Annotated in this window: 20 protein-coding genes; 12 read left to right on the top strand and 8 right to left on the bottom strand. The window is 39.9% G+C overall.

Annotation, left to right across the window (positions count from 1 at the left end; genetic code table 11):
• Positions 1-298 precede the first annotated feature (298 nt).
• The 3 genes from aceB (at position 299) to aceK (ending at position 5,197) form a co-directional block, all read left to right on the top strand.
• Entirely contained in the window at positions 299-1,894 is a 1,596-nt protein-coding gene (gene aceB, locus BM329_RS08810; RefSeq protein ID WP_177216231.1) for a malate synthase A, read from the top strand.
• Between the two features lie 57 nt (positions 1,895-1,951).
• Positions 1,952-3,259 (top strand): isocitrate lyase, encoded by a 1,308-nt coding sequence (gene aceA, locus BM329_RS08815; RefSeq protein WP_092551823.1) that lies wholly within the window; start codon positions 1,952-1,954, stop codon positions 3,257-3,259.
• A 210-nt stretch (positions 3,260-3,469) separates the two neighbouring features.
• A complete protein-coding gene (gene aceK / locus BM329_RS08820) occupies positions 3,470-5,197 on the top strand; it encodes a bifunctional isocitrate dehydrogenase kinase/phosphatase (RefSeq protein WP_092551826.1) in 1,728 nt (575 codons plus the stop codon).
• Positions 5,198-5,304: 107 nt separating this feature from the next.
• Here aceK and BM329_RS08825 read toward each other — a convergent pair whose 3' ends face one another.
• Positions 5,305-5,955, bottom strand: a complete 651-nt coding sequence (locus BM329_RS08825; protein ID WP_092551829.1) for a bifunctional 4-hydroxy-2-oxoglutarate aldolase/2-dehydro-3-deoxy-phosphogluconate aldolase — start codon at positions 5,953-5,955, stop codon at positions 5,305-5,307.
• Positions 5,956-6,145: 190 nt separating this feature from the next.
• Positions 6,146-6,976, bottom strand: coding sequence for a glyoxylate bypass operon transcriptional repressor IclR (gene iclR / locus BM329_RS08830; RefSeq protein ID WP_092551832.1), 831 nt, complete (start codon positions 6,974-6,976; stop codon positions 6,146-6,148).
• A gap of 235 nt (positions 6,977-7,211) precedes the next feature.
• Between iclR and BM329_RS08835 the strand changes: the two genes are divergently transcribed.
• Together BM329_RS08835 and BM329_RS08840 are read left to right on the top strand one after the other, a co-directional pair.
• On the top strand, positions 7,212-7,409 hold the full coding sequence (locus BM329_RS08835; RefSeq protein WP_422643794.1) for a type II toxin-antitoxin system HicA family toxin: 198 nt from the start codon (positions 7,212-7,214) through the stop codon (positions 7,407-7,409).
• A gap of 63 nt (positions 7,410-7,472) precedes the next feature.
• A complete protein-coding gene (locus tag BM329_RS08840; protein WP_092551838.1) occupies positions 7,473-7,880 on the top strand; it encodes a type II toxin-antitoxin system HicB family antitoxin in 408 nt (135 codons plus the stop codon).
• 95 nt (positions 7,881-7,975) lie between these two features.
• Here the strand turns inward: BM329_RS08840 and lysC are convergent, their stop codons facing one another.
• Positions 7,976-9,349, bottom strand: coding sequence for a lysine-sensitive aspartokinase 3 (lysC, locus tag BM329_RS08845; protein ID WP_092551841.1), 1,374 nt, complete (start codon positions 9,347-9,349; stop codon positions 7,976-7,978).
• A gap of 282 nt (positions 9,350-9,631) precedes the next feature.
• Here lysC and pgi point away from each other — a divergent pair, with 282 nt between their 5' ends.
• From pgi to ubiA, 3 genes are all read left to right on the top strand, one after another.
• Complete coding sequence (pgi, locus tag BM329_RS08850) at positions 9,632-11,278, top strand: glucose-6-phosphate isomerase (RefSeq protein WP_092551844.1); 1,647 nt, start codon at positions 9,632-9,634, stop codon at positions 11,276-11,278.
• A gap of 198 nt (positions 11,279-11,476) precedes the next feature.
• The gene (gene ubiC, locus BM329_RS08855; RefSeq protein WP_092551886.1) at positions 11,477-12,004 is read left to right on the top strand and encodes a chorismate lyase; all 528 of its coding nucleotides are present in this window, start codon (positions 11,477-11,479) and stop codon (positions 12,002-12,004) included.
• Positions 12,005-12,017: 13 nt separating this feature from the next.
• Positions 12,018-12,872: a 4-hydroxybenzoate octaprenyltransferase gene (gene ubiA / locus BM329_RS08860; RefSeq protein ID WP_177216232.1), complete on the top strand. Its 855-nt coding sequence runs from the start codon at positions 12,018-12,020 to the stop codon at positions 12,870-12,872.
• Positions 12,873-12,941: 69 nt separating this feature from the next.
• Here ubiA and plsB read toward each other — a convergent pair whose 3' ends face one another.
• Entirely contained in the window at positions 12,942-15,407 is a 2,466-nt protein-coding gene (gene plsB, locus BM329_RS08865) for a glycerol-3-phosphate 1-O-acyltransferase PlsB (RefSeq protein WP_092551850.1), read from the bottom strand.
• Positions 15,408-15,543: 136 nt separating this feature from the next.
• On the opposite strand from plsB, the gene BM329_RS08870 reads away from it, so the two are divergent.
• Together BM329_RS08870 and lexA are read left to right on the top strand one after the other, a co-directional pair.
• Complete coding sequence (locus BM329_RS08870; protein ID WP_092551853.1) at positions 15,544-15,915, top strand: diacylglycerol kinase; 372 nt, start codon at positions 15,544-15,546, stop codon at positions 15,913-15,915.
• Between the two features lie 67 nt (positions 15,916-15,982).
• On the top strand, positions 15,983-16,600 hold the full coding sequence (gene lexA, locus BM329_RS08875) for a transcriptional repressor LexA (protein ID WP_092551856.1): 618 nt from the start codon (positions 15,983-15,985) through the stop codon (positions 16,598-16,600).
• A gap of 140 nt (positions 16,601-16,740) precedes the next feature.
• On the opposite strand, the gene zur is transcribed toward lexA, so the two are convergent.
• The 4 genes from zur to BM329_RS08900 all read right to left on the bottom strand — a co-directional run bounded on the left by zur (position 16,741) and on the right by BM329_RS08900 (position 19,524).
• A complete protein-coding gene (gene zur, locus BM329_RS08880) occupies positions 16,741-17,253 on the bottom strand; it encodes a zinc uptake transcriptional repressor Zur (protein WP_092551859.1) in 513 nt (170 codons plus the stop codon).
• Positions 17,254-17,546: 293 nt separating this feature from the next.
• Positions 17,547-18,425 (bottom strand): DUF6024 family protein, encoded by an 879-nt coding sequence (locus BM329_RS08890; RefSeq protein WP_092551865.1) that lies wholly within the window; start codon positions 18,423-18,425, stop codon positions 17,547-17,549.
• Complete coding sequence (locus BM329_RS08895) at positions 18,425-18,814, bottom strand: NUDIX hydrolase (protein WP_092551868.1); 390 nt, start codon at positions 18,812-18,814, stop codon at positions 18,425-18,427. Before BM329_RS08895 ends, BM329_RS08890 begins: the two co-directional genes overlap by 1 nt.
• 26 nt (positions 18,815-18,840) lie before the next feature.
• Entirely contained in the window at positions 18,841-19,524 is a 684-nt protein-coding gene (locus BM329_RS08900) for a hypothetical protein (protein ID WP_092551871.1), read from the bottom strand.
• Positions 19,525-20,152: 628 nt separating this feature from the next.
• Here BM329_RS08900 and BM329_RS08905 point away from each other — a divergent pair.
• Together BM329_RS08905 and BM329_RS08910 are read left to right on the top strand one after the other, a co-directional pair.
• Positions 20,153-21,019, top strand: a complete 867-nt coding sequence (locus BM329_RS08905; protein ID WP_092551874.1) for a LysR family transcriptional regulator — start codon at positions 20,153-20,155, stop codon at positions 21,017-21,019.
• Between the two features lie 404 nt (positions 21,020-21,423).
• Positions 21,424-23,508 carry a type I restriction-modification system subunit M gene (locus tag BM329_RS08910; RefSeq protein ID WP_092551877.1) on the top strand — a complete coding sequence of 695 codons (2,085 nt, stop codon included), beginning with the start codon at positions 21,424-21,426 and terminating at the stop codon, positions 23,506-23,508.
• Positions 23,509-23,621 lie beyond the last annotated feature (113 nt).

A 23,621-nucleotide genomic window follows, 5' to 3' on the forward strand; every position in this document is an offset into this window, starting at 1 on the left:
TTGAAATAGAAAAATGAGAATTTGCTGAAGCGAGTCATTTCTCATTTTATTAATTTTCTTTTCTCCACCATTATTAATCAGTTGTTATTTATTTTCCATATATAACAAAAGGTTAACATTATACTATTTGATTTTTTGAAATTTACCCCCCTCTTTTTTCTGTCTTTAAATTAACTTAATCATTTGATTTCATTTGTTTAATTAGCCTCATTTAAAATAATGGAAACGGTTTTTGATTTATTTTTAGGATTGATTAATCTTAATCGAGTAGTCTTTAAAAGATGAGGAGAGGGAAATTATGCAATCGGTGTTAACAACCCAGTTAACTTTTACAAAGCCTTTTAATGAGGCAGAAAATCAGGTGTTATCGCCTGAATCTATTGATTTTTTGGAGGATTTGGTTGTTGAATTTTCTGACAGACGTAAAAAGTTACTGGAAGAACGTGTCGATTGGCAGAAAAAAATAGACGACGGAGCATTACCTGATTTTATTTCGGAAACAATTTCCATTAGAAATGGAGATTGGAAAATTCAGGGAATACCTGATGATCTCAAAGATCGCCGTGTTGAAATAACGGGACCTGTAGAACGCAAAATGGTCATCAATGCCTTAAATGCAAATGTGAAAGTATTTATGGCGGATTTTGAGGATTCATTAGCCCCTGCCTGGGAAAAAGTCATCAGTGGGCAAATTAACTTGAGGGATGCTGTCAACGGTACTATTTCATATACCAGCGAGCAGGGTAAACATTATGAATTGAGGCCGGAACCAGCAGTACTGATTGCTCGGGTCAGAGGCCTTCATTTGTCTGAGAAACATGTTCTCTATAAGAATGAACCGATTTCTGGTGGCTTATTTGATTTCGCTCTTTATTTCTACCTTAATCATAAGAAATTGTTGGAAAAAGGCAGCGGTCCTTATTTTTACCTGCCTAAAATACAGAGTTATCAGGAGGCTCAGTGGTGGAGTGATATCTTCAGTTTTGCAGAATCGCATTTCAATCTACCTGAAGGCACTATTAAGGCTACGGTCTTGATTGAAACATTACCCGCTGTATTTCAGATGGATGAAATCCTCTATCACTTACGTCACCACATTGTAGGGCTTAATTGTGGTCGTTGGGATTACATTTTCAGCTACATTAAGACACTAAAAAATCACGCAGATCGTGTTTTACCCGATCGTCAGTCGGTGACAATGACACAACCTTTCTTAAGTGCATATTCTCGCTTGCTGATTAAAACCTGCCATAAACGTGGTGCGTTTGCGATGGGAGGTATGTCGGCATTTATTCCGAGTAAAGATCCTGTCCAAAACCAGCTAGTTTTGGACAAAGTCAGAGCAGATAAAGAGCTGGAAGCTAATAACGGTCATGATGGAACGTGGGTTGCTCATCCTGGGCTTGCCGATATTGTCATGACGGTTTTCGACACAAAACTGGGTGAGCAACCAAATCAATTGGCAGTTTTGCGTGAAGAAGATGAAACAATTACAGCCGCACAATTGCTTGCTTCTTGCTCAGGAGAAAGAACAGAACAAGGTATGCGCGCTAATATTCGTGTTGCTGTCCAATACATAGAAGCATGGATTTCAGGAAATGGATGTGTGCCGATTTATGGATTGATGGAAGATGCTGCGACAGCGGAAATTTCCCGTACTTCTATTTGGCAATGGATTCGTCATGAAAAATCACTTTCCAATGGTAAGAAAGTGACTAAAGAGCTATTCAGAGAGATGTTAAAAGAAGAATTAGACGTTATTAAACAAGAAATTGGTGAAACTTTCTTTAATCAAGGGCGCTTTATGGAAGCTTCTGCATTGATGGAAAGGATTACCACACAGGACGATTTAATTGATTTCTTAACCTTGCCGGGTTATCAACTGATCGATTAATTTAAAAACAAAAATAATGAAAATATCCGACTAATTAAGTATAGGAAGTAGAACATCATGACCATTTCTCGAACACAACAAATAGCGCAATTAGAACAAGAATGGAAACAATCACGCTGGCAAGGTATTACTCGCCCATATAATGCAGAAGATGTCGTCAAACTACGCGGTTCTATTAATCCTGAACACACCTTAGCGCAAATGGGGGCGAGAAAGTTGTGGGAATTGTTGCATGGAAAATCGAAAAAAGGCTATGTAAACGCACTTGGCGCGCTGACGGGTGGGCAGGCACTACAGCAAGCAAAAGCAGGTATTGAGGCAGTTTACCTTTCTGGCTGGCAAGTGGCCGCAGATGCAAATACAGCTTCTGGCATGTACCCCGATCAATCATTGTATCCTGTTGATTCTGTTCCTAATGTAATCAAACGTATCAACAACAGTTTCCGTCGTGCAGATCAAATCCAGTGGTCAAGTGGTATCGATCCTGACAATCAGGAATACATTAATTATTTCCTGCCGATTGTGGCTGATGCAGAGGCGGGGTTCGGTGGAGTACTGAATGCATTTGAATTGATGAAAGCGATGATTGAGGCAGGGGCAGCAGCGGTTCATTTCGAAGATCAATTGGCCGCAGTGAAAAAATGCGGGCACATGGGTGGTAAAGTTTTAGTTCCGACTCAGGAAGCCATTCAGAAACTGATAGCTGCACGATTGGCGGCTGATGTATCTGGAGTACCAACGCTATTAATTGCGCGTACTGACGCAGATGCAGCGGATTTGCTGACCTCTGATTGCGATCCTTACGATAGCGAATTCATTACAGGTGAGCGGACTTATGAAGGTTTCTACTGTACTCGTGCGGGTATTGAGCAGGCTATTAGCCGTGGGTTGGCATATGCACCTTACGCTGATATTGTCTGGTGTGAAACCTCTACACCGGATATTGAAGCGGCTCGTCGCTTCGCTGCAGCTATTCATACAAAATATCCTGGAAAGTTACTGGCATATAACTGCTCTCCATCTTTCAACTGGAAAAAGAATCTGGATGATAAAACTATCGCCAGCTTCCAGGAACAGTTGTCTGCCATGGGATATAAATTCCAATTCATCACTCTGGCAGGCATACACAGCATGTGGTTTAACATGTTTGATTTGGCTTATGACTACGCGCGTGGTGAAGGTATGAAACACTATGTTGAAAAAGTTCAGGAGCAAGAATTTTCATCCCTTGAACGTGGTTATACTTTCTCATCACATCAGCAGGAGGTGGGAACGGGATATTTTGATAAAGTGACCACTATTATTCAGGGAGGCACTTCTTCTGTTACCGCATTGACCGGGTCTACAGAAGAACAGCAATTCTAAATTTACTCTATCCATAAATATATACCCAATGGATTTCAAGATGCAGCGCGACGGCAAGGGAACAAATCCCCAGGAGCATAGCTAACTATGTGACTGGGATGAGTGAGCGCAGCCAACAAAGCTGCAACTTGAAAGACGACGGGTATATACCCATAGATATGATTGGGGGCATAAGGAATCCCCCCTTTACATATCGATAAGGGGGCTAATGTGGCAATAGATCTTGCTCATTTAATTGCACAAACCATTTTGCAGGGATTTGATGCGCAGTATGGTCGGTTTCTTGAGGTGACTTCTGGCGCACAGAAACGCTTTGAACAGGCGGACTGGCACGCAGTGCAAAATGCGATGAAAAAGAGAATCAACCTCTATGATAATCATGTTGGACTGGTAGTAGAGCAATTACAGTGTATTCATGGTTCATTGCAACAGAATGAAGATTACATCGCTGAAGTTAAAGCTGTGTATACCCGTTTACTGCCTGATTATCCACGTTTTGAAATTGCAGAAAGTTTTTTCAATTCGGTTTACTGTCGTTTATTTCAGCACCGTAATTTGAAGCCAGAAAACCTGTTTATTTTCTCTTCCCAGCCGGCTTGTCGTTTTCGTGATATTTCTCGCCCATTATCACGGGACTTCTTTCCCAAGAATAATCTCAAGTCAATGTTGCAAACAATTTTAAGTGATTTGCCTTTGCGCCTTAAATGGGAGGATTTGGAACGGGATATTGATTACATCACTCAATACTTGCACAACACTTTTTGCTTGCATGATTTATTACATGCCACATTTCAAATTTTCAATGAATTATTTTACCGCAATAAAGCGGCATGGTTAGTAGGCAAAATCAGAATGGGAGCTGTTGTTTATCCGTTTTTATTACCAATTCATCACAACGAATCGGGAGATATTTTTATTGATACTTGTCTTACCGACCATGATGATGCCAGCATTGTTTTTGGTTTCGCCCGTTCCTATTTTATGGTGTATGCACCTCTGCCGGTGGCTTTAGTAGAGTGGTTACGTGAAATTTTGCCGACAAAATCCACGGCAGAGTTATATATGGCGATAGGTTGCCAGAAGCATGGCAAGACAGAATATTACCGTGAATATCTTACATTCATCAATTCCGCCCAAGAACAGTTTACAATTGCCCCAGGTGTGAAAGGAATGGTGATGCTGGTTTTTGCATCTTCTTCTTTTGATTGTGTCTTTAAAGTTATTAAAGACAAATTTGCGCCACAGAAAGAAGTGTCTCAGGAACGGGTTCAGGAATGTTACCGTTTGGTAAAAGAGCATGATCGTGTGGGAAGAATGGCTGATACACAGGAGTTTGAAAATTTTGTTATTGATAAACGTCATATCAGTTCTGAATTAATGGAAGAGTTGCAAAAAGAGATATCAGAAAAACTTGAAGATCTCGGAGATAAGATATTAATAAAACATCTTTACATGGAGCGTAAAATGATACCTCTGAATATTTATATGGAACAAATCAGTGATGAAGTGCAGTTGAAAGATGTGATAGAAGAGTATGGAAATGCCATTAAACAATTAGCGGCAGCAAATATCTTTCCCGGAGATATGTTGTTTAAGAATTTTGGTGTTACACGTCATGGCAGAGTGATTTTCTACGATTATGATGAAATTTGTTATATGACAGAAGTCAATTTTCGGAATATTCCTCCCCCGCGCTATCCTGAAGATGAGCTGGCAAGCGAGCCTTGGTACAGTGTTGCCAGTAATGATGTCTTCCCAGAAGAATTTCGGCATTTTTTATGTACTGATAAGCGTACCCTGAGTTATTTTGAAGAAAGCCACAGCGAACTATTCAAAGCAGACTATTGGCAAGCATTGCAGAAGCGTATTAAAAACGGGTACGTAGAAGATGTTTTTGCTTATCGCCGCAGGCAACGATTCAGCCAACGTAATGAATAAAGTAATAAATAAAAATCACAACTATTCATTTTCAATAAAATTTCGGAAGGAAATAATGGCTAACGTCCTTTTATACGGCGATATTCTACATATTAAAAATAAGCATGCTAATGGTAGTTATCTTTTGCCCCAGTAAGTGCAGTACGTGCTAATTCTGTAATCTGGGCATAATCCCCTTTTTTTAATGCATCGCTCGGTACTAGCCATGAACCACCAATGCAAAGAACGTTATTCAATGCCAGATAATCGCGATAGTTTTCAGGGGAAATGCCGCCAGTCGGACAGAAACGTACTTTCGGGAATGGGCCAGCAATTGCTTTCAGGGCTTTAACTCCGCCGTTAGCTTCTGCTGGGAAAAATTTGAAACATTGCAGGCCGTAACTCATTCCCAACATCAACTCAGACACAGTGGTAATACCCGGAATAAGAGGAATTGAACCCGCAATGGCAGCTTCTAACAGCTTATCTGTCAATCCTAGGCTAATAGCAAATTGAGCACCAGCCTCAGTAACAGCAGCCAGCTGTTCAGGATTAATGACCGTACCCGCGCCGATAATTGCTTCGGGAACTTCTTGAGCTATCAGACGAATGGATTCTAATGCACACTCCGTTCTTAATGTCACTTCTAAGACACAGATCCCACCAGCAATCAACGCTTTTGCTAATGGAACGGCATGTTCGATTTCATTGACGACAATAACAGGAACGACTGGACCAGCAGCCAGGATATGTTCTGCGGTTGTTTTCCAATTATTCATCAGCAGTTTCTCTTATTGAATCAGAACACAAGGGAATTTAATCCCCTCATTTTAAAATGTATGTAACATGCCCCTTGTCGTCCTGCACCCGAAAGTTGGGTTCTCAGCGTGCCAAACCGTTCAATCACCACTTTAAAGCAAGGTTTGTGGATGAAAAGCATATCGTTGTAAAAAGTGATAATGGTGGAGATTACTTAATCCCACCATATTCCCGGCTGACCGCTTTTGCTGCCCGCATAACCAAAGCACCAAGTTCAGTTACACGATCGTCAGAAATTCGTGATACAGGGCCAGAAATGGAGATAGCGGCAAAAGCTTCATGGTGTTCATCGTAGATACAAGCTGCAATACAGCGTAACCCTAACGCATGTTCTTCATCATCAAATGAAAAGCCTTGTTTGCGAATTTGTTCAAGATTTTTTGCCAAAGCAGCGGCTGTAGTACAGGTATGCTGGGTATAGGTATGCATGCCTTTTTTGTGCAGCAGTTGGAGCCGCTTCTGTTCAGACAGTGTAGAAAGCAGCGCTTTTCCGGCACCAGATGCATGCATTGGTAATTTGCCGCCGATGGGTGCGGACATTCTCATCAGTGCATTGCATTGCACTTGATCGACAATCACTGCTTCATATTCATCAAGATTAAGGATAGCAAGGTTGACAGTTTCACCGGAGTCTTCCATCAACTGGCGCAATATCGGATGAACCAACACCATCAAATTGCGGCTTTGCAAAAAGCTGCTGCCAACGACAAAAGCATGGGAAGCGATCACCCATAATCCTAAGTCGCCGACTTGGCGAACAAAGCCATGCTGTTGCAAAGTAGTCAAAAGACGATGAGTGGTAGAATTAGGCAAACCAGCCTGAATTGCCAGATCAGTCAAAGCAACACCGACAAGAGAATCAGAAATGTATTCCAAAAGCGTTAGCCCTCGGCTTAAAGATTGCACCTGACCGCCGGCAGCGGCACTGTTTGTTGTCATTTTGGCTTTTTTTATACGTTTGCTGGCAACGGCTGTGCTCATAAATATACCCTCTGAATCATCATCTGTTTACAGCAATAATCGCTGTGATAAAAAAATGAAACTTATTTTCGTTTTCTTATTATGGACGATAAAGAGGGTAAAAACACATCCGATGTGTGGACAAACAAAAAGAGCTCTACAGTATGGATAGTGGTTATTAATATTGATAGTGGGTATTAATGTTGATAGTGGGTATTCTTGTGGCTATAATTTCCTCGATTTTGAAAAAGAGGAGATGATGAGCAGCGGGGAGTTAATTAAACAAATAAAAGCGTGTGGATGGGAGTTGGTGAGAATCAATGGTTCGCACCATGTTTTTGAAAAATCAGAAGAACGTTTCCCATTAGTTATTCCTCATCCGCGTAAGGATATCGCGATAGGAACGCTGAATAAATTACTGAATAAATTACTAAAACAAGCTGGACTAAAATGAAAATAGCTAAGCGGTCATATGGCCGCTTTATGAACTTCCTATAGATTTATAAAAGGTACAACCATGAGATATCCAATTTATCTACATCAGGCCGATGATGGATCATTTTCCGGATTTTTGCCAGACGTTGTCGGTTGTTACTTTGCAGGTAATACTATCGATGATGCAATTGTTGATGCAGCTAATGCCTTAGGCACTTACTTTGAGTATCTGAACGAACAAGGGCAATTACCAGTAAATGCTAAAACAGTCGCTGACCATCTTAATGATGAAGATTGTACTGGTGGGATTTGGGCTTATGTTGATATAGATTTGAGCAAATATGAAGGACGTACGACTAAGTTAAATATCACTTTGCCACAGTTTCTTTTAGCCCGAATAGATGATTATGTGAATTCACATAGAGAATATCATAGCCGCAGTGGATTTTTTGCAGAATTGGCACGACGTGAACTGTCAAAACATTCGTAATCTTGACTAATATCCTCTTTACAAAATCAAAAAAACCGCCATATGAAGTGACTAATATTAAGTAGTTCACTTCATTGAGCGGTTTTTTTGTACTATTATGCTTCAAACAAACCCCGATGCAGCGTTTGAATCACCTGTTCTGCATCTTTACCGGGAACGAGCAAACAGACATTATGACTGCTTGCACCATAGCTGATCATACGAATATTGAACGATTCCAGTGTTCCAAAAATCTCTTTGCCCAATCCTTTGGCCTGTGAAAGTTCATTACCGATAATTGCCACCAGTGCCATATCTTCTTCCACTTCAACGCGACATAATGTGGAAAGCTCAGTCAGCAAAGCATTAGTTAGTAAGCTGCCATTGGTGCTGGTGGAGCCAGTTGTATCCAGTGTCAGGGCAATACTGACTTCTGAGGTGGTAATCAAGTCCACAGAAATATTATGGCGTGACAGCAGAGTAAAGACCCCCGCCAGAAAACCCCTTGCATGCAGCATTTTCAGGCTATGGAGTGTCAGCAATGTCTGTTTACGGCGCAGCGCCAGTGCACGGTACAGAGGTGGGTTCTTGGTTTTGTCACAAACGACGGTTCCCCCTGCTTCTGGTTCTTTACTGGAGCCAACAAATACCGGAATACCACAACGTATCGCTGGCAATAATGTAGCTGGATGAAGAATTTTGGCTCCAAATGTTGCCATTTCTGCCGCTTCATCAAAAGCAATTTTATCGATACGTTTGGCAGCAGGTGCAACACGTGGATCGGTCGTGTAAATGCCAGGAACATCTGTCCAGATATCAACGCGCTGTAATCCAAGTGCCTCCCCCAATAAGGCGGCAGTATAATCACTGCCACCTCGTCCCAACGTAGTTGTGCGACCTTTTTCTTCTCGGCCGATAAAACCCTGCGTGATGATGATTGTATTTTTCAGACGAGGGTGAAGATGTTCCCTTGCCGAGGTATGAAGCTGAAGAGTATCTGGTTCTGCCCGCCCAAAAATACCGTCGGTTCGCATAATACGACGGATATCAAACCACTCCGCATCCGTCTTGCGTTGGCGAAGCAGTTCCACAAACAACAAAGTTGACATGACTTCACCGTGGCTAATCAATTCATCAGTCAATGCATCTGAAGTAGCAAGTGATGCTGGTTCTGACAGCATCTCAATATTCTCCAGCAGACGATCGATTTCTTCTCGGATCACATCCGTTGTATTCAATCGTTCAATAATTGCATATTGAATGTCACGAATCTGTTTCAGACAGCTCTCCCGTTTATCATTGTCACAGCCTGCCGCCAATGCAACCAGCAAATTGGTCACGCCAGCAGAAGCTGACAGAACAACTATGCGGACGTTGGCATTTGCCAAAATAATATCAACACAGTTATTCATGGCATCGAAGTCTGCCACACTAGTACCGCCGAATTTTGCTACAACATACTGCGAATTAGGAGATGAAACAGCATACATGGGTAATAACCTTTTGTTCGAAGAATAGGCTTTTAGAAATATCGGGTTAGACGCAGTGAGTCAATGGTTGGCAATTAAGCATAAATAATTTTCATGATGGAAATAAAATTATCGTTTTTGCCTATCTCAACTTTTTGTTTATCTCAACAATTAGAGCTGGAAATTACAGGCTATTTTGACCAATATCAGTAATTACAAGGAAAGAGAGATTCATCACAGAATTAACCCGTTACAATCTGTGCATTCCTATTGTTTATCGACAGTTGATAGAGAGCATCATCCATGAAAAACATTAACCCTAGCCAGACTGAAGCCTGGAAAGCATTACAGCAGCACTTTGAACAGATGAAGAATGTGCATTTGCGAGACCTGTTTGAACAGAATAAAGCGCGGTTTACGGCATTTTCTGCGACATTCGGTCAGCAGATTCTTGTAGATTATTCCAAAAACCGCATTACTGCTGAAACACTGGATAAATTACAGGCGCTGGCGAAAGAAACCGATTTGACTAATGCAATTCGCAGTATGTTCTCCGGTGAGAAAATCAATTGTACTGAAGATCGTGCGGTGCTTCACATTGCTCTGCGTAACCGCAGTAATTCCCCGATTTTGGTGGATGGGAAAGATGTGATGCCGCAAGTTAATGCCGTACTGACGAAAATGAAATCTTTCAGTGGACGCATTATTAGCGGTGAATGGAAAGGCTATACCGGCAAGGCTATTACGGATGTGGTGAATATTGGCATTGGTGGTTCCGATCTTGGTCCTTATATGGTGACTGAAGCACTGAAAGCGTATAACAATCATCTGAATATGCATTTTGTTTCCAACGTTGATGGCACCCATATCGCAGAAACGTTAAAAAGCCTCGATCCAGAAACCACGTTGTTCCTGATCGCTTCCAAGACTTTTACCACGCAAGAAACCATGACCAATGCACATTCCGCGCGTGATTGGTTCCTGAAAAGTGCCGTTGATGAAGGTTATGTTGCGAAACATTTTGCTGCATTATCGACTAATGAACAGGAAGTCAGTAAATTCGGCATCGATCCGCAAAATATGTTTGAATTCTGGGATTGGGTCGGTGGGCGTTATTCACTCTGGTCTGCAATAGGCTTATCCATTGCGCTTTCCATTGGCTATGACAATTTCGAACAATTGTTGAGTGGTGCCCATGCTATGGATAAACATTTTGAGCAGACTGCTTTTGAACAAAACATCCCTGTTTTGTTGGCGTTGATCGGCATCTGGTACAACAATTTCTTTGGCGCAGAAACTGAAGCGATTCTGCCTTATGATCAATACATGCATCGTTTCGCCGCTTACTTCCAGCAAGGGAACATGGAATCAAACGGCAAATACATTGACCGCAACGGCAAGCCAGTAAGTTATCAGACTGGGCCGATTATTTGGGGTGAGCCGGGTACCAATGGTCAGCATGCTTTCTACCAGCTTATTCATCAGGGAACCAAACTCATTCCTTGTGATTTTATTGCACCGGCAATTAGCCATAATCCGGTTAGTGATCATCACAGCAAATTGTTATCCAACTTCTTTGCACAAACTGAAGCATTGGCGTTTGGTAAAACACAGGCGCAAGTGGAAGCAGAATTTGCAGCGACTGGAAAAAATGCTAAGGACGTAGCAAATATTGTGCCGTTCAAAGTCTTTGACGGGAACCGTCCGACCAACTCCATTTTATTACGCGAAATCACCCCATTCAGTTTGGGTGCATTAATTGCCATGTATGAACATAAAATCTTTGTTCAAGGTGCCATTCTGAACATTTTCTCATTTGATCAGTGGGGAGTAGAATTAGGTAAGCAATTGGCAAATCGTATCCTGCCTGAATTACACGATTCCGACGCGGTGAATAGTCATGATAGTTCCACAAATGGCCTGATTAACCGATTCAAAGAATGGCGTTAACCTGACTTTTTATCTTATTTTATTCCACCTTACCTTAATAAAGATGATTATTAGGGTAAGGTTTTTTGCAATTTCTATAATTTGTTATCAACTTTTTATTTTATTGACCTGCAACATGATATCCTCACTCCCCATCATTGTTCTGTCGGGAAAATTGTGCTGTCGGGGAAATTGAAGGCTCCGCAATGGGAAAATGACATGGCAGATAACACAATATTAACTTCAACACCCATTCATTGGTTTTTGACTGATGAGTTTGATTTTCCTGAATCTATTTCAGATTGGCTGATGGAAGTTGGCTCAATGACCCGCCGCTTTGAACAATATTGTCAACAGGTATCGGTTGCCCCTTTTCGGGAGTGTTTTATCACAGCAGAAGAGCTTGGAGATGAAAGTGATCACTTACCTGTAAGTGAAAAATACTGGTTGCGTGAAATTGTTTTATATGGGGATAACATCCCGTGGTTGTTAGGACGTACCGTGATTCCAGAGGAAACACTAACCGGCCCGGACAGAAAATTGGTGGATGTAGGTACTATTCCACTCGGACGTTATCTTTTTAGTGGTAATAATCTGACACGGGATTATATTCAAATAGGTCAGCAGAATCATTGCTGGGTACGCCGTTCTTTATTGAGATTATCAGGTAAGCCACTTCTACTCACAGAGGTTTTTCTGCCGGAATCACCTGTATATAAAATTAACATAACAGAAGGGGAGAAATAGATTGGAGGTCAGCATGACGCAGAGTAAATGGCGTGCTTATTGCCGTTTAATGCGTGTCGATAAACCCATTGGTACATTCCTACTATTATGGCCAACATATTGGGCATTATGGATCGCCGCAAAGGGGATACCGGATTTGTACGTATTGTTAGTATTTACTATCGGTGTATTCTTGATGCGTGCAGCGGGATGTTGCATTAATGATTTCGCAGATAGAAAATTTGATGGATATGTAGAGCGGACAAAATCTCGTCCTCTCCCTAGTGGTGATATTACTGAAAAAGAAAGCAAAATCTTGTTTGCCACACTGGTACTTATTTCCTTTGCGCTGGTTCTGACATTAAATAAAATGACAATTGCATTGTCGGTTGTGGGTTTAGCGCTGGCGTGGACTTATCCTTTCGTCAAACGAGTTAGTCATTTGCCACAAGTTGTATTGGGGGCAGCTTACGGTTGGTCGATTCCGATGGCATTTTCTGCTGTGAGTGAGTACTTACCTTTAGAATGCTGGTTGTTATTTTTGGCTAACGTCATTTGGTCAGTAATTTATGATACACAATACGCAATGATTGATCGCGACGATGATCTGAAAATCGGTGTTAAATCGACAGCCGTACTTTTTGGGCGCTTTGACAAACTGATTATCGGTATTTTGCAGTTCGCCATGCTGGCTATTTTGGTGTCAGTAGGCAATATGATGAATCTGGCAGGAATATATTACTGGACAATATTATTAGTTGCTGCACTGTTTATTTATCAGCAAAAACTGATTGCAGGCCGGGAGAGAGAGCTCTGTTTTCAGGCATTCATCAATAATAATTACGTTGGTATTACTTTATTCCTCGGTATCTTTTTCAGCTATGTTTAATGTAGTGTATGCTTAGTGTGAAGCATGTTCAGTATAACGGGCGGAATACCGCCCGTTTATATCTCAGCCTTACACCGCTTTCTCTAACTGTTCAGGTTCATTTTGCTCTGGTGGCATACTGACACTTTCAATAGTCAACCGAATCTCAGGTGACATCAATTCGCTCAACACATGATAGAGTTTCTGAGCACTGGTAGAAATCATATCACCGCTGTCCTGAATATACCCTTCTTCGCGCAGTGTATTAACCGAGCAAGCGAAAACTGCCTTGTCAAAGAACTCCGGTGCATTGATACCGTGTAACACTGACAGGCGCTGTGCCAGCATTCGGCTCTCTTTTTCCAGTACACCACGGCTGATTTCAGGAGTGGCATTCAATAAAGAAAGTGTAATGGCATAACGTTGCAGTGTCTCTCTGATACCAGCTGCCAGCAATTGTAGCGGGCGGATACGTGCAGGGTTCAGCACCAGCATTTCTTGCTCTTTGTTACAGATAAGGCGTTGGCTCGCCAGTTCATCGACCAGAGTATTGACGACGCCGGAGAGCGTTTCCTTGCTGTAACGCATGAAAAGCTCTTTCTTGATTAGCGGATAAATCAACGCGACCTGCCGGAGCAATTCACCGCGACTAATACGACGATGATGCATGACAATACTGGCTATCAGGGATGGCAGGATCAGCAAGTGTTGGATATTGTTGCGATAATAGGTCATCAATACCGCGCTTTCGCGTGGCAGAATGATGATATCACCCAGACTGTCTTTTTCGACCTCAAACTTATTCATCAACAAAGCATGATCCAACAACTCTTCCGCTGTTTTGTCTGGCACGGTGATATCGTCAGTGTAAGGCACATTACGCAGTAATTGCAGATAGCAATCCAGCTGCTCAATCAATTGCTCGCGGGTAAGTGCCCGCTGACGTGATGACAATAATGCCGTGGTGCATAAATTGATAGCATTGGCCGCTGCAGCATTATTGATATTGACCATGATATTGTCAGCCAGTTTACTGACTGTTGGAGCCAACCAGGTTGGACGCCGAGATTCTATCGGATCAATGGAATCACGCCACTCAGGAACATGTTGGTTAAGGTACTGTATCAATGGAATTGGTTCACCAAAGTTCACGTAACCCTGCCCCAAATTACGTAGTTTGCGCAACCCGCGTACCATCTGGAAAAAGCCCTCTTTTTCCTTAACCGCACCGCGAAGTTCTTTGGCGTAAGTCGCGACTTCCATCACATGCTCATAACCGATATAGATGGGCACAATCGTAATTGGACGGGATTCACCACGCAGCATTGCTTGTAATGTCATAGAAAGTGTACCGGTTTTCGGATCAAGCAAACGACCTGTACGAGAACGACCACCTTCGACAAAATATTCAACCGAATAACCACGGACAAACAGCTCACCGAGATATTCACGGAATATCGTCGAATAGAGTTTATTGCCTTTAAATGTACGGCGGATAAAGAATGCACCAAGACGACGGAATACCGGGCCGGCAGGCCAGAAATTCAGGTTAATTCCCGCTGCAATGTGTGGTGGAACCAATCCTTGGTGATAAATCACATACGAAAGCAATAAGTAGTCCATATGACTGCGATGGCATGGAACATAAACCAGTTCATGGCCATCCTGCGCCAACTGACGAATCCGTTCAGCATTATGAACATTAATGCCCTGATATAAACGGTTCCATGTCCAGCTTAAAACACGGTCGGTCAAACGAACTGTTTCATAGGAGAAGTTCGCGGCAATTTCTTCCAACATGTTGATGGCGTTTTTCTTCGCCTTTTCGGGATAAATTTTCTTGCTGCGCGTTTCATCAGCAATGGCTTTTTCTATTGCCTTTGATGTGAGTAATTTGTTGAACAGTTCCTGTCTGGCAGGCAGACGAGGGCCAACAGCCGCAAGACGCTGACGGGAATAGTGTATCCGGGCAACACGGGCGAGTTTATTAGCAATGATATCATCCGTACCATGCTCATCTGCCATCTTACGCAGAGAAACAGGCGTGGAAAAACGCACAAAACTATCTCGTCCCAGCCACAGGATCGCAAAAAACTTTTGCACACCATTTAGCAGACGTAATTGTGGTGCTGTATTAGCTTCTTTCCCTTCACGCCCCGGAGAGCGGCCGAACATCACGGAAACTGGCACCATCTGGATATTCAAATCGGGATTATTGTGATGCAAGTCCAGATAGGAATGAAAAATCTTCACAGATTCATGCTTGGGTGCATAACAACGGAACACTCGTGGGCCGTTATCGATAAACACACAACTAGGAAGTTGCGTATCACCAATTTCCAAAGGATTCAACGGATCCGGCAGATCTTGTGCCAGACATTGTTGACGCAAAGTCAATAAGTCTGTTTTTGAGTGGTACGGGAGTACATACAAAATAGGCCGTGTCGTATCAAGACGCAGCTCTGCAATGGGATCTGTGGGGATAAGTTTACTTTTTACTAAAAATTTTAGTGGTAGATTCAATAAGTTATAATATATTTTACGCCAACCTGACATAACTACTTTAAGCCTCTTGTTAGCAATGCCTCGCAAGGATACCAGAAACAGATTTTGAGATCTGTGGAAATAAGACAATAATGGGGACTAAAAGTTATATAACCATACAAATACTAAGCGATTGAGTATAATTCTTATGGCAAATCAATCAACAGGTTTGACCCGAATCATTAAAGCGGCAGGGTATTCGGCGAAAGGAATCAAAGCGGCATGGCAAAATGAAGCGGCATTTCGACAGGAGGCAATTGCTGCCATATTTGCAATTATCATTGCATTTTCTTTAGACCTCAGCATAGTCGAAAGAATCCTGCTTATCAGCGCTGTTATGCTGGTCGTGATTGTCGAAATTCTCAATAGTGCAATAGAAGCTGTAGTGGATCGTATCGGCAGTGAATACCATGAGTTATCAGGCCGGGCAAAAGATATGGGTTCAGCGGCTGTATTACTTACCATACTTCTGGCCCTGTTTATCTGGGGAATAATCCTTTGGTCGCATTTTATGTGCTGACAGGTTCCCAATTCGAATTTACCTGTATATACTCACAGCCTGACTGTATAAACAAACAGGGGGCGAAATGAAAGCATTAACTGCCAGACAGCAACAAGTCTATAACTTAGTGCGTGACCATATTTCGCAAACGGGTATGCCACCGACACGTGCTGAAATTGCAGCACGTCTTGGTTTTCGTTCACCCAACGCGGCGGAAGAGCATTTAAAAGCGCTGGCGCGTAAAGGGGTGATAGAGATTATTTCTGGTGCATCCAGAGGTATCCGTTTGCTTCTCAAAGAACCGGGTGACGGAATGAAATTACCGTTGATCGGTCGTGTTGCTGCTGGCGAACCACTGCTAGCTCAGGAACATATCGAAAGTCACTATAAGGTTGATCCTGAACTATTTAAACCAAGTGCTGATTTTCTATTGCGTGTCAGTGGAATGTCCATGAAAGATATCGGTATTATGGACGGAGATTTACTTGCTGTGCATAAAACACAGGATGTTCATAATGGACAAGTCATTGTGGCGCGTATTGAAGACGAAGTCACAGTGAAGCGTTTCAGACAAACAGGAAACAAAATTGAATTGATCGCTGAAAATCCAGAATTTTCACCGATTGTAGTTGATTTGCGCGAACAGAGTTTCACTATTGAAGGATTGGCAGTAGGCGTTATTCGTAACGGAGACTGGTTCTGATTGTAAAAACGGATAATTACACTTTGCCATTCCGGGGCGGTCATTTTTCCAGTACCCGTTAAATTTGAATTCAGCGGGAACTTGAGAATACATAAAAATATCAGCTATGACCGCCTCACCGCCCAATCAAGTTCTTATTCTTATTTCTTTTTCTTCTCTTCAACAACATGATTGTGCTGGCATGTATCGCGTTCCGTACAGGAATCTATTTCATGGCAGGAAGCGCATAATCCGTGAACTTCTATCACACTATTTCTTAAATGGAACCCTGTACCTTGCGCTAACTGCTGAATTGCGGATTCAATATTTTTCGCATCCTTTTCAGTTACAGAGCCGCAATCTTCACAGATAAACATAGCTGAAGTATGGCTGGGTTCTTCAAAGTGATGGCAAAGAACATAGCTGTTTGTAGACTCTATTTTGTGAATAAAACCTTGCTCCAGCAAAAATTCTAACCCACGGTAAACCGTTGGCGGTTTAGCCTGAGGTTCGACTTCACGCAATAAATCCAGCAAATCATAAGCGCTTATCGCACTGGGTTGCTCCGTAATTAAACGAAGAATTTCAAGGCGTTGGGGTGTCAAGCGAACCCCTCTTGAAAGACAAATTATTTCAGCTTGTGCCAGTAATTTTTGTTGATTGATAATTTCCATTACACCTCTCACACCTACACGATGCTAATAGCTTTGATGTTAACACGTTTTAGGCTTAAGAGTGGAATTCACCCGATACCTCACTGTCTCTGGGTTATAAATGATGACGATTATCTTGCCACTGCATGACTCGTTATTTACTGATACATACCAATTAAAGATAAAAATAATGAATTCCTTTATATTAAAAGAAAAAACATCTTGGGCTCGTATGAATACGGTATCGAAGCTTAGAATGGTTCCACCTAAAAGAGCGAATAGATAGCCTACTTTGGCTGGATGATTTACATTATTCATAATAACTCTTTAATATAATTAATCAGATTAAAATTACAATTTACTGCTATTGAATTTATTGTTCCGCTCTTATAGCAACTAAATCTATAAATCATTGTTCCTATTTTTTTCATGGTTATAACAGATTTTTTATTGTAAGGTGATTTATCTAAATAAAAATCAGACTGTAAAACAACAAATGGAGTTTTAGATTGTAAGGGTGTAATACATTTAAATCCTATTTTCTCTAATTCATTTGCTTCTTTATCTGTTAAATCAAAATAAGCAATATTAAAAAAATCAGGATCTTCTATGCATCTATTCAAAGCATCATTATATGATCTGAGATCAACAGTGCCGGATTCAGATATTTTGGCAATGTTAGATATTTCAGGATAATGATCTTTATTTTGAATGCAGAGAACGCCTATTCCTGACTGAATAGCCAGATGTTTATGTAATGGAAAAAACACTATTTTAGAGGAAGTAGCTGCTTTGTGATGCCATATAGTACCTATTGACTGTGCAGCGTCTAAAACGAAGTCAACATTTTTTAGTGAACAAATTATCCCTGTCTGAGGGTCTATATGGGTTAATAGAGGTATGGAATGTGGAAAATATCCAGTAGTGATATTATTATATGGCGTATAGCAACCTTCTCTAATGGATATAGAAACCGAATGCATGTTTAACCCATAGATGACATTCAATAAACAGTGAGTACTATTATTCAGCAAAAATATTTCTTCATGTTCTAAACAAAGATGTTTTCTAAGATGTTGTTTTATTTCTTTTCTAATTGCACTTACCTGTTTATAGTAGTTGGTATCACTGTTATTTTCAAAACTAAACCCTGAAATTTTTGAGTTTATAGACGAGTCATCTAGATAATTCATTATTCTATTAAACCAATGTTTTTTAATTTGGGAATAATACTATCTTTAAAAATGCTTCCTATTTGCATTTTTTCTGCTTCTTTTGATGTAATCCATTTTAAATCAATTATTTCTGAACATGGGAAAGGATCTCCGATTATATCGATAAACCATGAATTAATTTCTATTGATTCTCCCTCAAAAATTGATTTTGCATAGTCGATACTAAAATGAATGGGATTGATAAATGTGACTCCAATTTCTTCCTGAATCTCACGGTTCAAACATTCAATTTGAGTTTCATTTCCTTCAATTTTACCACCAGGCGATATGTATATGGAGGTTTTATGTTTCCTGACTACAAGTAATTTTTTATTGTTAATAATTATTGCCGCACATTTTCTGATCATAAAACCTCTGTTCGTTATAATCTATTTTATAGATAATCTTTGGTGGTATTGATTACAATACCACCAGTGAGAAATTCAATGATATCTCTGCATTTGGCTTCTTTTCTCTTTAGATAATTGAGAATTGTTTCATCAGAAGCTGTAGTGAAGCTATCCGCAAAAATGGAAATACCTTCCAGAGATTTAGTGGAGATACCTGCTTGCAATAAACGGTATTTTACATCCTCTTGCGATGTAGCAAATTCATATATAGGGCTATTGTATTCAATCCCGTACTCTTTCATAAATTCCACGAAATACTCTTTCGCTATTAGCCGTTGCTCAGGAAAATCTTTTTGATAATGAGTAATACCATCATTAATGATTTTTATTTCATTTCTCATACAATAGTCAATGACGTGTGCATGAATTGCAATTTTTTCACCAAGAAGAATCAAATTTTTTTTATCTTTTAATATGTCTTCTTCTAAATTTTCAATTGCCAGAGTTCGGAAAGAGCCACTTATATCTTCAATATTATGCTTGATTACAAGTTCACCGAATCTATCTTTCAGCTCTTGTACTCGATGCTTAATAATTCCTCTGTGTAGTGAACAGCCGCTGCTTGCGGTAAATAAATGAACAGGAATGTTTCGTAGCATGAGGTGCACTGCGACCAGAGTGCTATCTCGTCCACCTGTAAACATGACCAGCTGAGCTTGTTTATTCATTTTTTATTCCTTTTTTTCATCGTGTTATATTTTTATGGATAGAAGCTGCTAATGAATTTGTTTTAATCATCTGGAGCATTAAATTTATTAACTGGTGGATAATAAAAAATGTTTCAATAATATTTTTCTATGTTTATGGAAGAGTTAAAGTTATTGTTATTATACACTTCGTCTTTCAAACTGCCTCTTTGTTGGCTGCGCTCGCTCACCCCGGCCACATAGTCATCTATGCTCCCGGGGATTTGCTCTCTTGCCGTAGCGATGCAACTTGAAATCCATTGGGTATATATTTTTTATTATTACAGTGAGTGTCTTAAACGTTTCTTATGGTGACTATTATCTTTATAAGCATAAGAAGGAGTGTTTCTGAACATGTTGTAAATTAACAGGTTATACCTGTGAAATATTAAAAATTGGTTTTTTTATTATTGTGGTCATGACTCTATCCTTGAATAGTTATTTTATTTTGTATTTACAAAAATGCTAACACCATTATTAATATTCTTTTGAGTTTATATTTCTATTTTAATAATGTGCTTATAGCAATCAAGAATAATCTTATTTCATTTGATTATAGGTATCAATCTTATTATACTAAACTTATCGTTTAGATAATCTAGACTACATTATGAGAAAAATCCCTCCACTAAATGCTCTTAAGATTTTTGATATTGCGGCCAGATACAAAAGTTTCTCTAGCGCAGCTTCAGAAAACCATATGACAAAAGGTGCTATTAGCCAGCAAATAAAAATATTGGAAAATTGGTTCGGATTTGAGTTATTCAATAGGAGTGCCAATGGTATTGAGCTGACAGATAACGGCTCTAAGTTAATGAAAACATGCAATCTGGCTTTTTCTGTTATTGAAAAGCAATGCGAAGACTTGAGAAAAAAAAGTCACACTCATAACGAAATAATTATTGGTTGTTCTAGTAGCTTACTAAGTTACTGGTTTTTACCCAAGCTATATAGTTTCTTTAGTACTGATAAACAATTCGTCCTAAATTATAACTCTCAGGCATCATTTCAAAGTATTATAAATGGAGAGGTTGATTTTTTTATATCAGGAGAAAAAATATCTAATTATAATTTTGTTGACTGCGAATTACTGCATAAGGATGAAATTGGTTTAGTTTGTTCTGTGGAATACAGAACAAAAATATTTAATAATGACATCAGGGATATAACATTACTTCGTTCTCAAAGTAGATATTCAGCTTGGGATGAATGGAGTTATTTATCTAACATTATACTTAATGTGTCAGATGAAATAATATTTGATAAATTATCTTTAGCTTTGGATGCGGTCAAATTAAATTTGGGTGTAACTATTGCGCCTAAATTTGTAGTCGAAAATGATATTAATAAAGGTTTGTTGTATGCTCCATTTGGTTTTTTAAATTGTAGTTCAGGAACTTATTTATATACCAGAAATAATCTCTCGAATGATAAAAAAATAATTATTGATAAAATAATTAATAAAGTCAAAAGCTAGCAATTTTTTAAATTATATTTATCACATATACTATATTGCAGTAATTCTGTTTGCTATAGAAATAATCAATCTCCGTTCTTATTGTTGATTCCCAAGAGGAATTTTTTAAATTGAAATATTTTTAATTAGCTTACACTTTTTTATTGTTGCATCAATAAAGTATTTTATCCGTTATTGATACTCATAGGCAGAACTATGCAACAAAACAAACATAAATTCATAACACTGTAAAAATTTCTTTATCGGTAACTAACACTTTTTCTATTGCCTGCCATAATTAAATCAAAAAGGGGAATTATGTTCGCTTGCATTAATTTTTCTTTGAGTTTAGTGATACTTTCATCATGCTGATTGGTACCACTTGTGAATCAGCTTAATTAATTTTCTCAAATTTATGTGCTGTTATGACGAACTCAAATTTTTCTCAAACCGCTGCTTTTATCTGGTCAATTGCTGATCTGCTTCGTGGTGACTTTAAACAATCGCAATATGGGCGGGTGATCTTGCCATTTACGCTGCTTCGTCGTCTGGAATGTGTACTGGAACAGAATAAAGATGCGGTTGTTGCTGAATACGAACGCATTAAGCCTATGAAATTACTGGAAGAGGCGCAGGAGAAATTCTTATTTCGTGCAGCCAACGGCTTAGCTATCTTCAATACCTCACCAATGAATCTTGGCAAGATGGGACAAAGTGACATCAAAGATAATTTAGAGAATTACGTACAGTCGTTTTCCAAGGATGCACGTGAAATTTTCGAATATTTTAATTTTTATGAATTTATTGGCTTATTGGATGAGGCTAACTTGCTTTACAAGGTAGTGAAAAAATTTGCTACAACTTCTCTAAGTCCCGATGTGGTTTCTAATCATGAGATGGGCTTGATATTTGAAGAGTTAATCCGCCGCTTTGCAGAAAGCTCCAATGAAACGGCGGGAGAACACTTTACTCCGCGTGATATTGTCGATTTAACAACATCGCTTGTTTTTACTGGAGATGAAGACAGTTATACACCAGGTTCAATTAGAACAATTTACGATCCTACCGTGGGGACAGGCGGGTTCTTGTCTGCTGGTATGGAATATGTTCTGAAAGGTAGCCCGTTAGCGAGAATGGTTGCTTTTGGTCAGGAATTAAATCCTGAATCCTATGCGATTTGTAAAGGGGATATGCTGATTAAAGGTCAGGATGTCAGCCGTATTAAACTGGGCAATACCTTATCTAATGATCAACTACCAGCCGATAAATTCGACTATATGCTGTCAAATCCGCCATTTGGTGTGGATTGGAAAAAGATAGAAGAAGACATCAAAAGTGAACATGTTGTAAAAGGTTTTGATGGTCGTTTTGGTGCGGGATTGCCACGTGTTTCTGATGGTTCTTTGCTATTTCTGATGCACCTGCTCAGCAAAATGCGTGATCTTCGTTTTGTTGATGGCAAGGCGATTGAAGGTAGCCGTATCGGGATTATCCTGAATGGCTCTCCGTTATTTACCGGTAATGCGGGAAGTGGTGAGAGTGAAATTCGTCGCTATATTCTGGAAGCTGATTTACTTGAAGCCATTGTCGCCTTACCAACCGATATGTTCTACAACACAGGCATTGCAACCTATGTGTGGATACTGAGCAATAAAAAAGTACCAGAACGAAAAGGTAAAGTGCAACTGATTAATGCTACAAATCTGGGTAGCAAAATGCGTAAATCTTTGGGTTCAAAACGTAATTACCTTACCGATGAAGCTATCCGCACGATCACATGTAACTATGGTCAATTTGAAGAAATTGATACCCATATTCAAGATGGTGCCACTGATAGCAAAAAGCCTTTTGCGAGCAAGATCTTTGAAACCCACACATTTGGTTACCGCCGTTTAACCATTGAGCGCCCCTTACGTTTATCTGCGCAAATTACCGATCAAGCAGTGGAATTACTGCGTTTTGCACCAAAACCGTTTAATGCTGTGATGGCTGCTATTTATGAAGCATTTGGCTCGGAATGGACTGAAGAGACTTATGGTTCTTTGGATAAAGCAGAAGACAAAATCCACGCAATGATCAAAAGGAATTTTCCAGAACTTAAAGAGAAACAGATCAAAGATCTCTTGGATAGCAAGATGTGGTTATTCCAGAAGTCCTTACTGGAAAAGGCACGAAAACTGCAAGGTATTATTAGATCAAAGCAATTTAATGATTTTAACCAGTTTGAGCAGGTTCTTAAGGACGTGCTTAAAACAGCAGATATCAAACTTGATGCCAAAGAGAAAAAGCAATTCATTGATGCGATTACGTGGAAAAATCCGGATGCGGAACCTGTGATTGCCAGGGTATTAAAAGAAAAAGCCCAGCCACTTTATGGTGCATTTAACTACCAAGATAAAGTTGTTGAATTCCAACAGGATGGTGATTTACGTGATAACGAAAACGTGCCGCTTGATCCAGCAACAACTACAACCCAGTTAATTGAAAATTACTTTAAACGTGAAGTATAGCAGAATCATAATACTGTGTCATAATACCTAAATCCCAATGACAAGGTAGAATTGAGATGGGTTACAGTCTAGATTTTCGAAGAAGAGTACTGGCATACAAAGACAAGCATGCA

It is taken from the genome of Xenorhabdus koppenhoeferi, from assembly GCF_900116635.1.
Taxonomy (GTDB): Bacteria; Pseudomonadota; Gammaproteobacteria; order Enterobacterales; family Enterobacteriaceae; genus Xenorhabdus; species Xenorhabdus koppenhoeferi.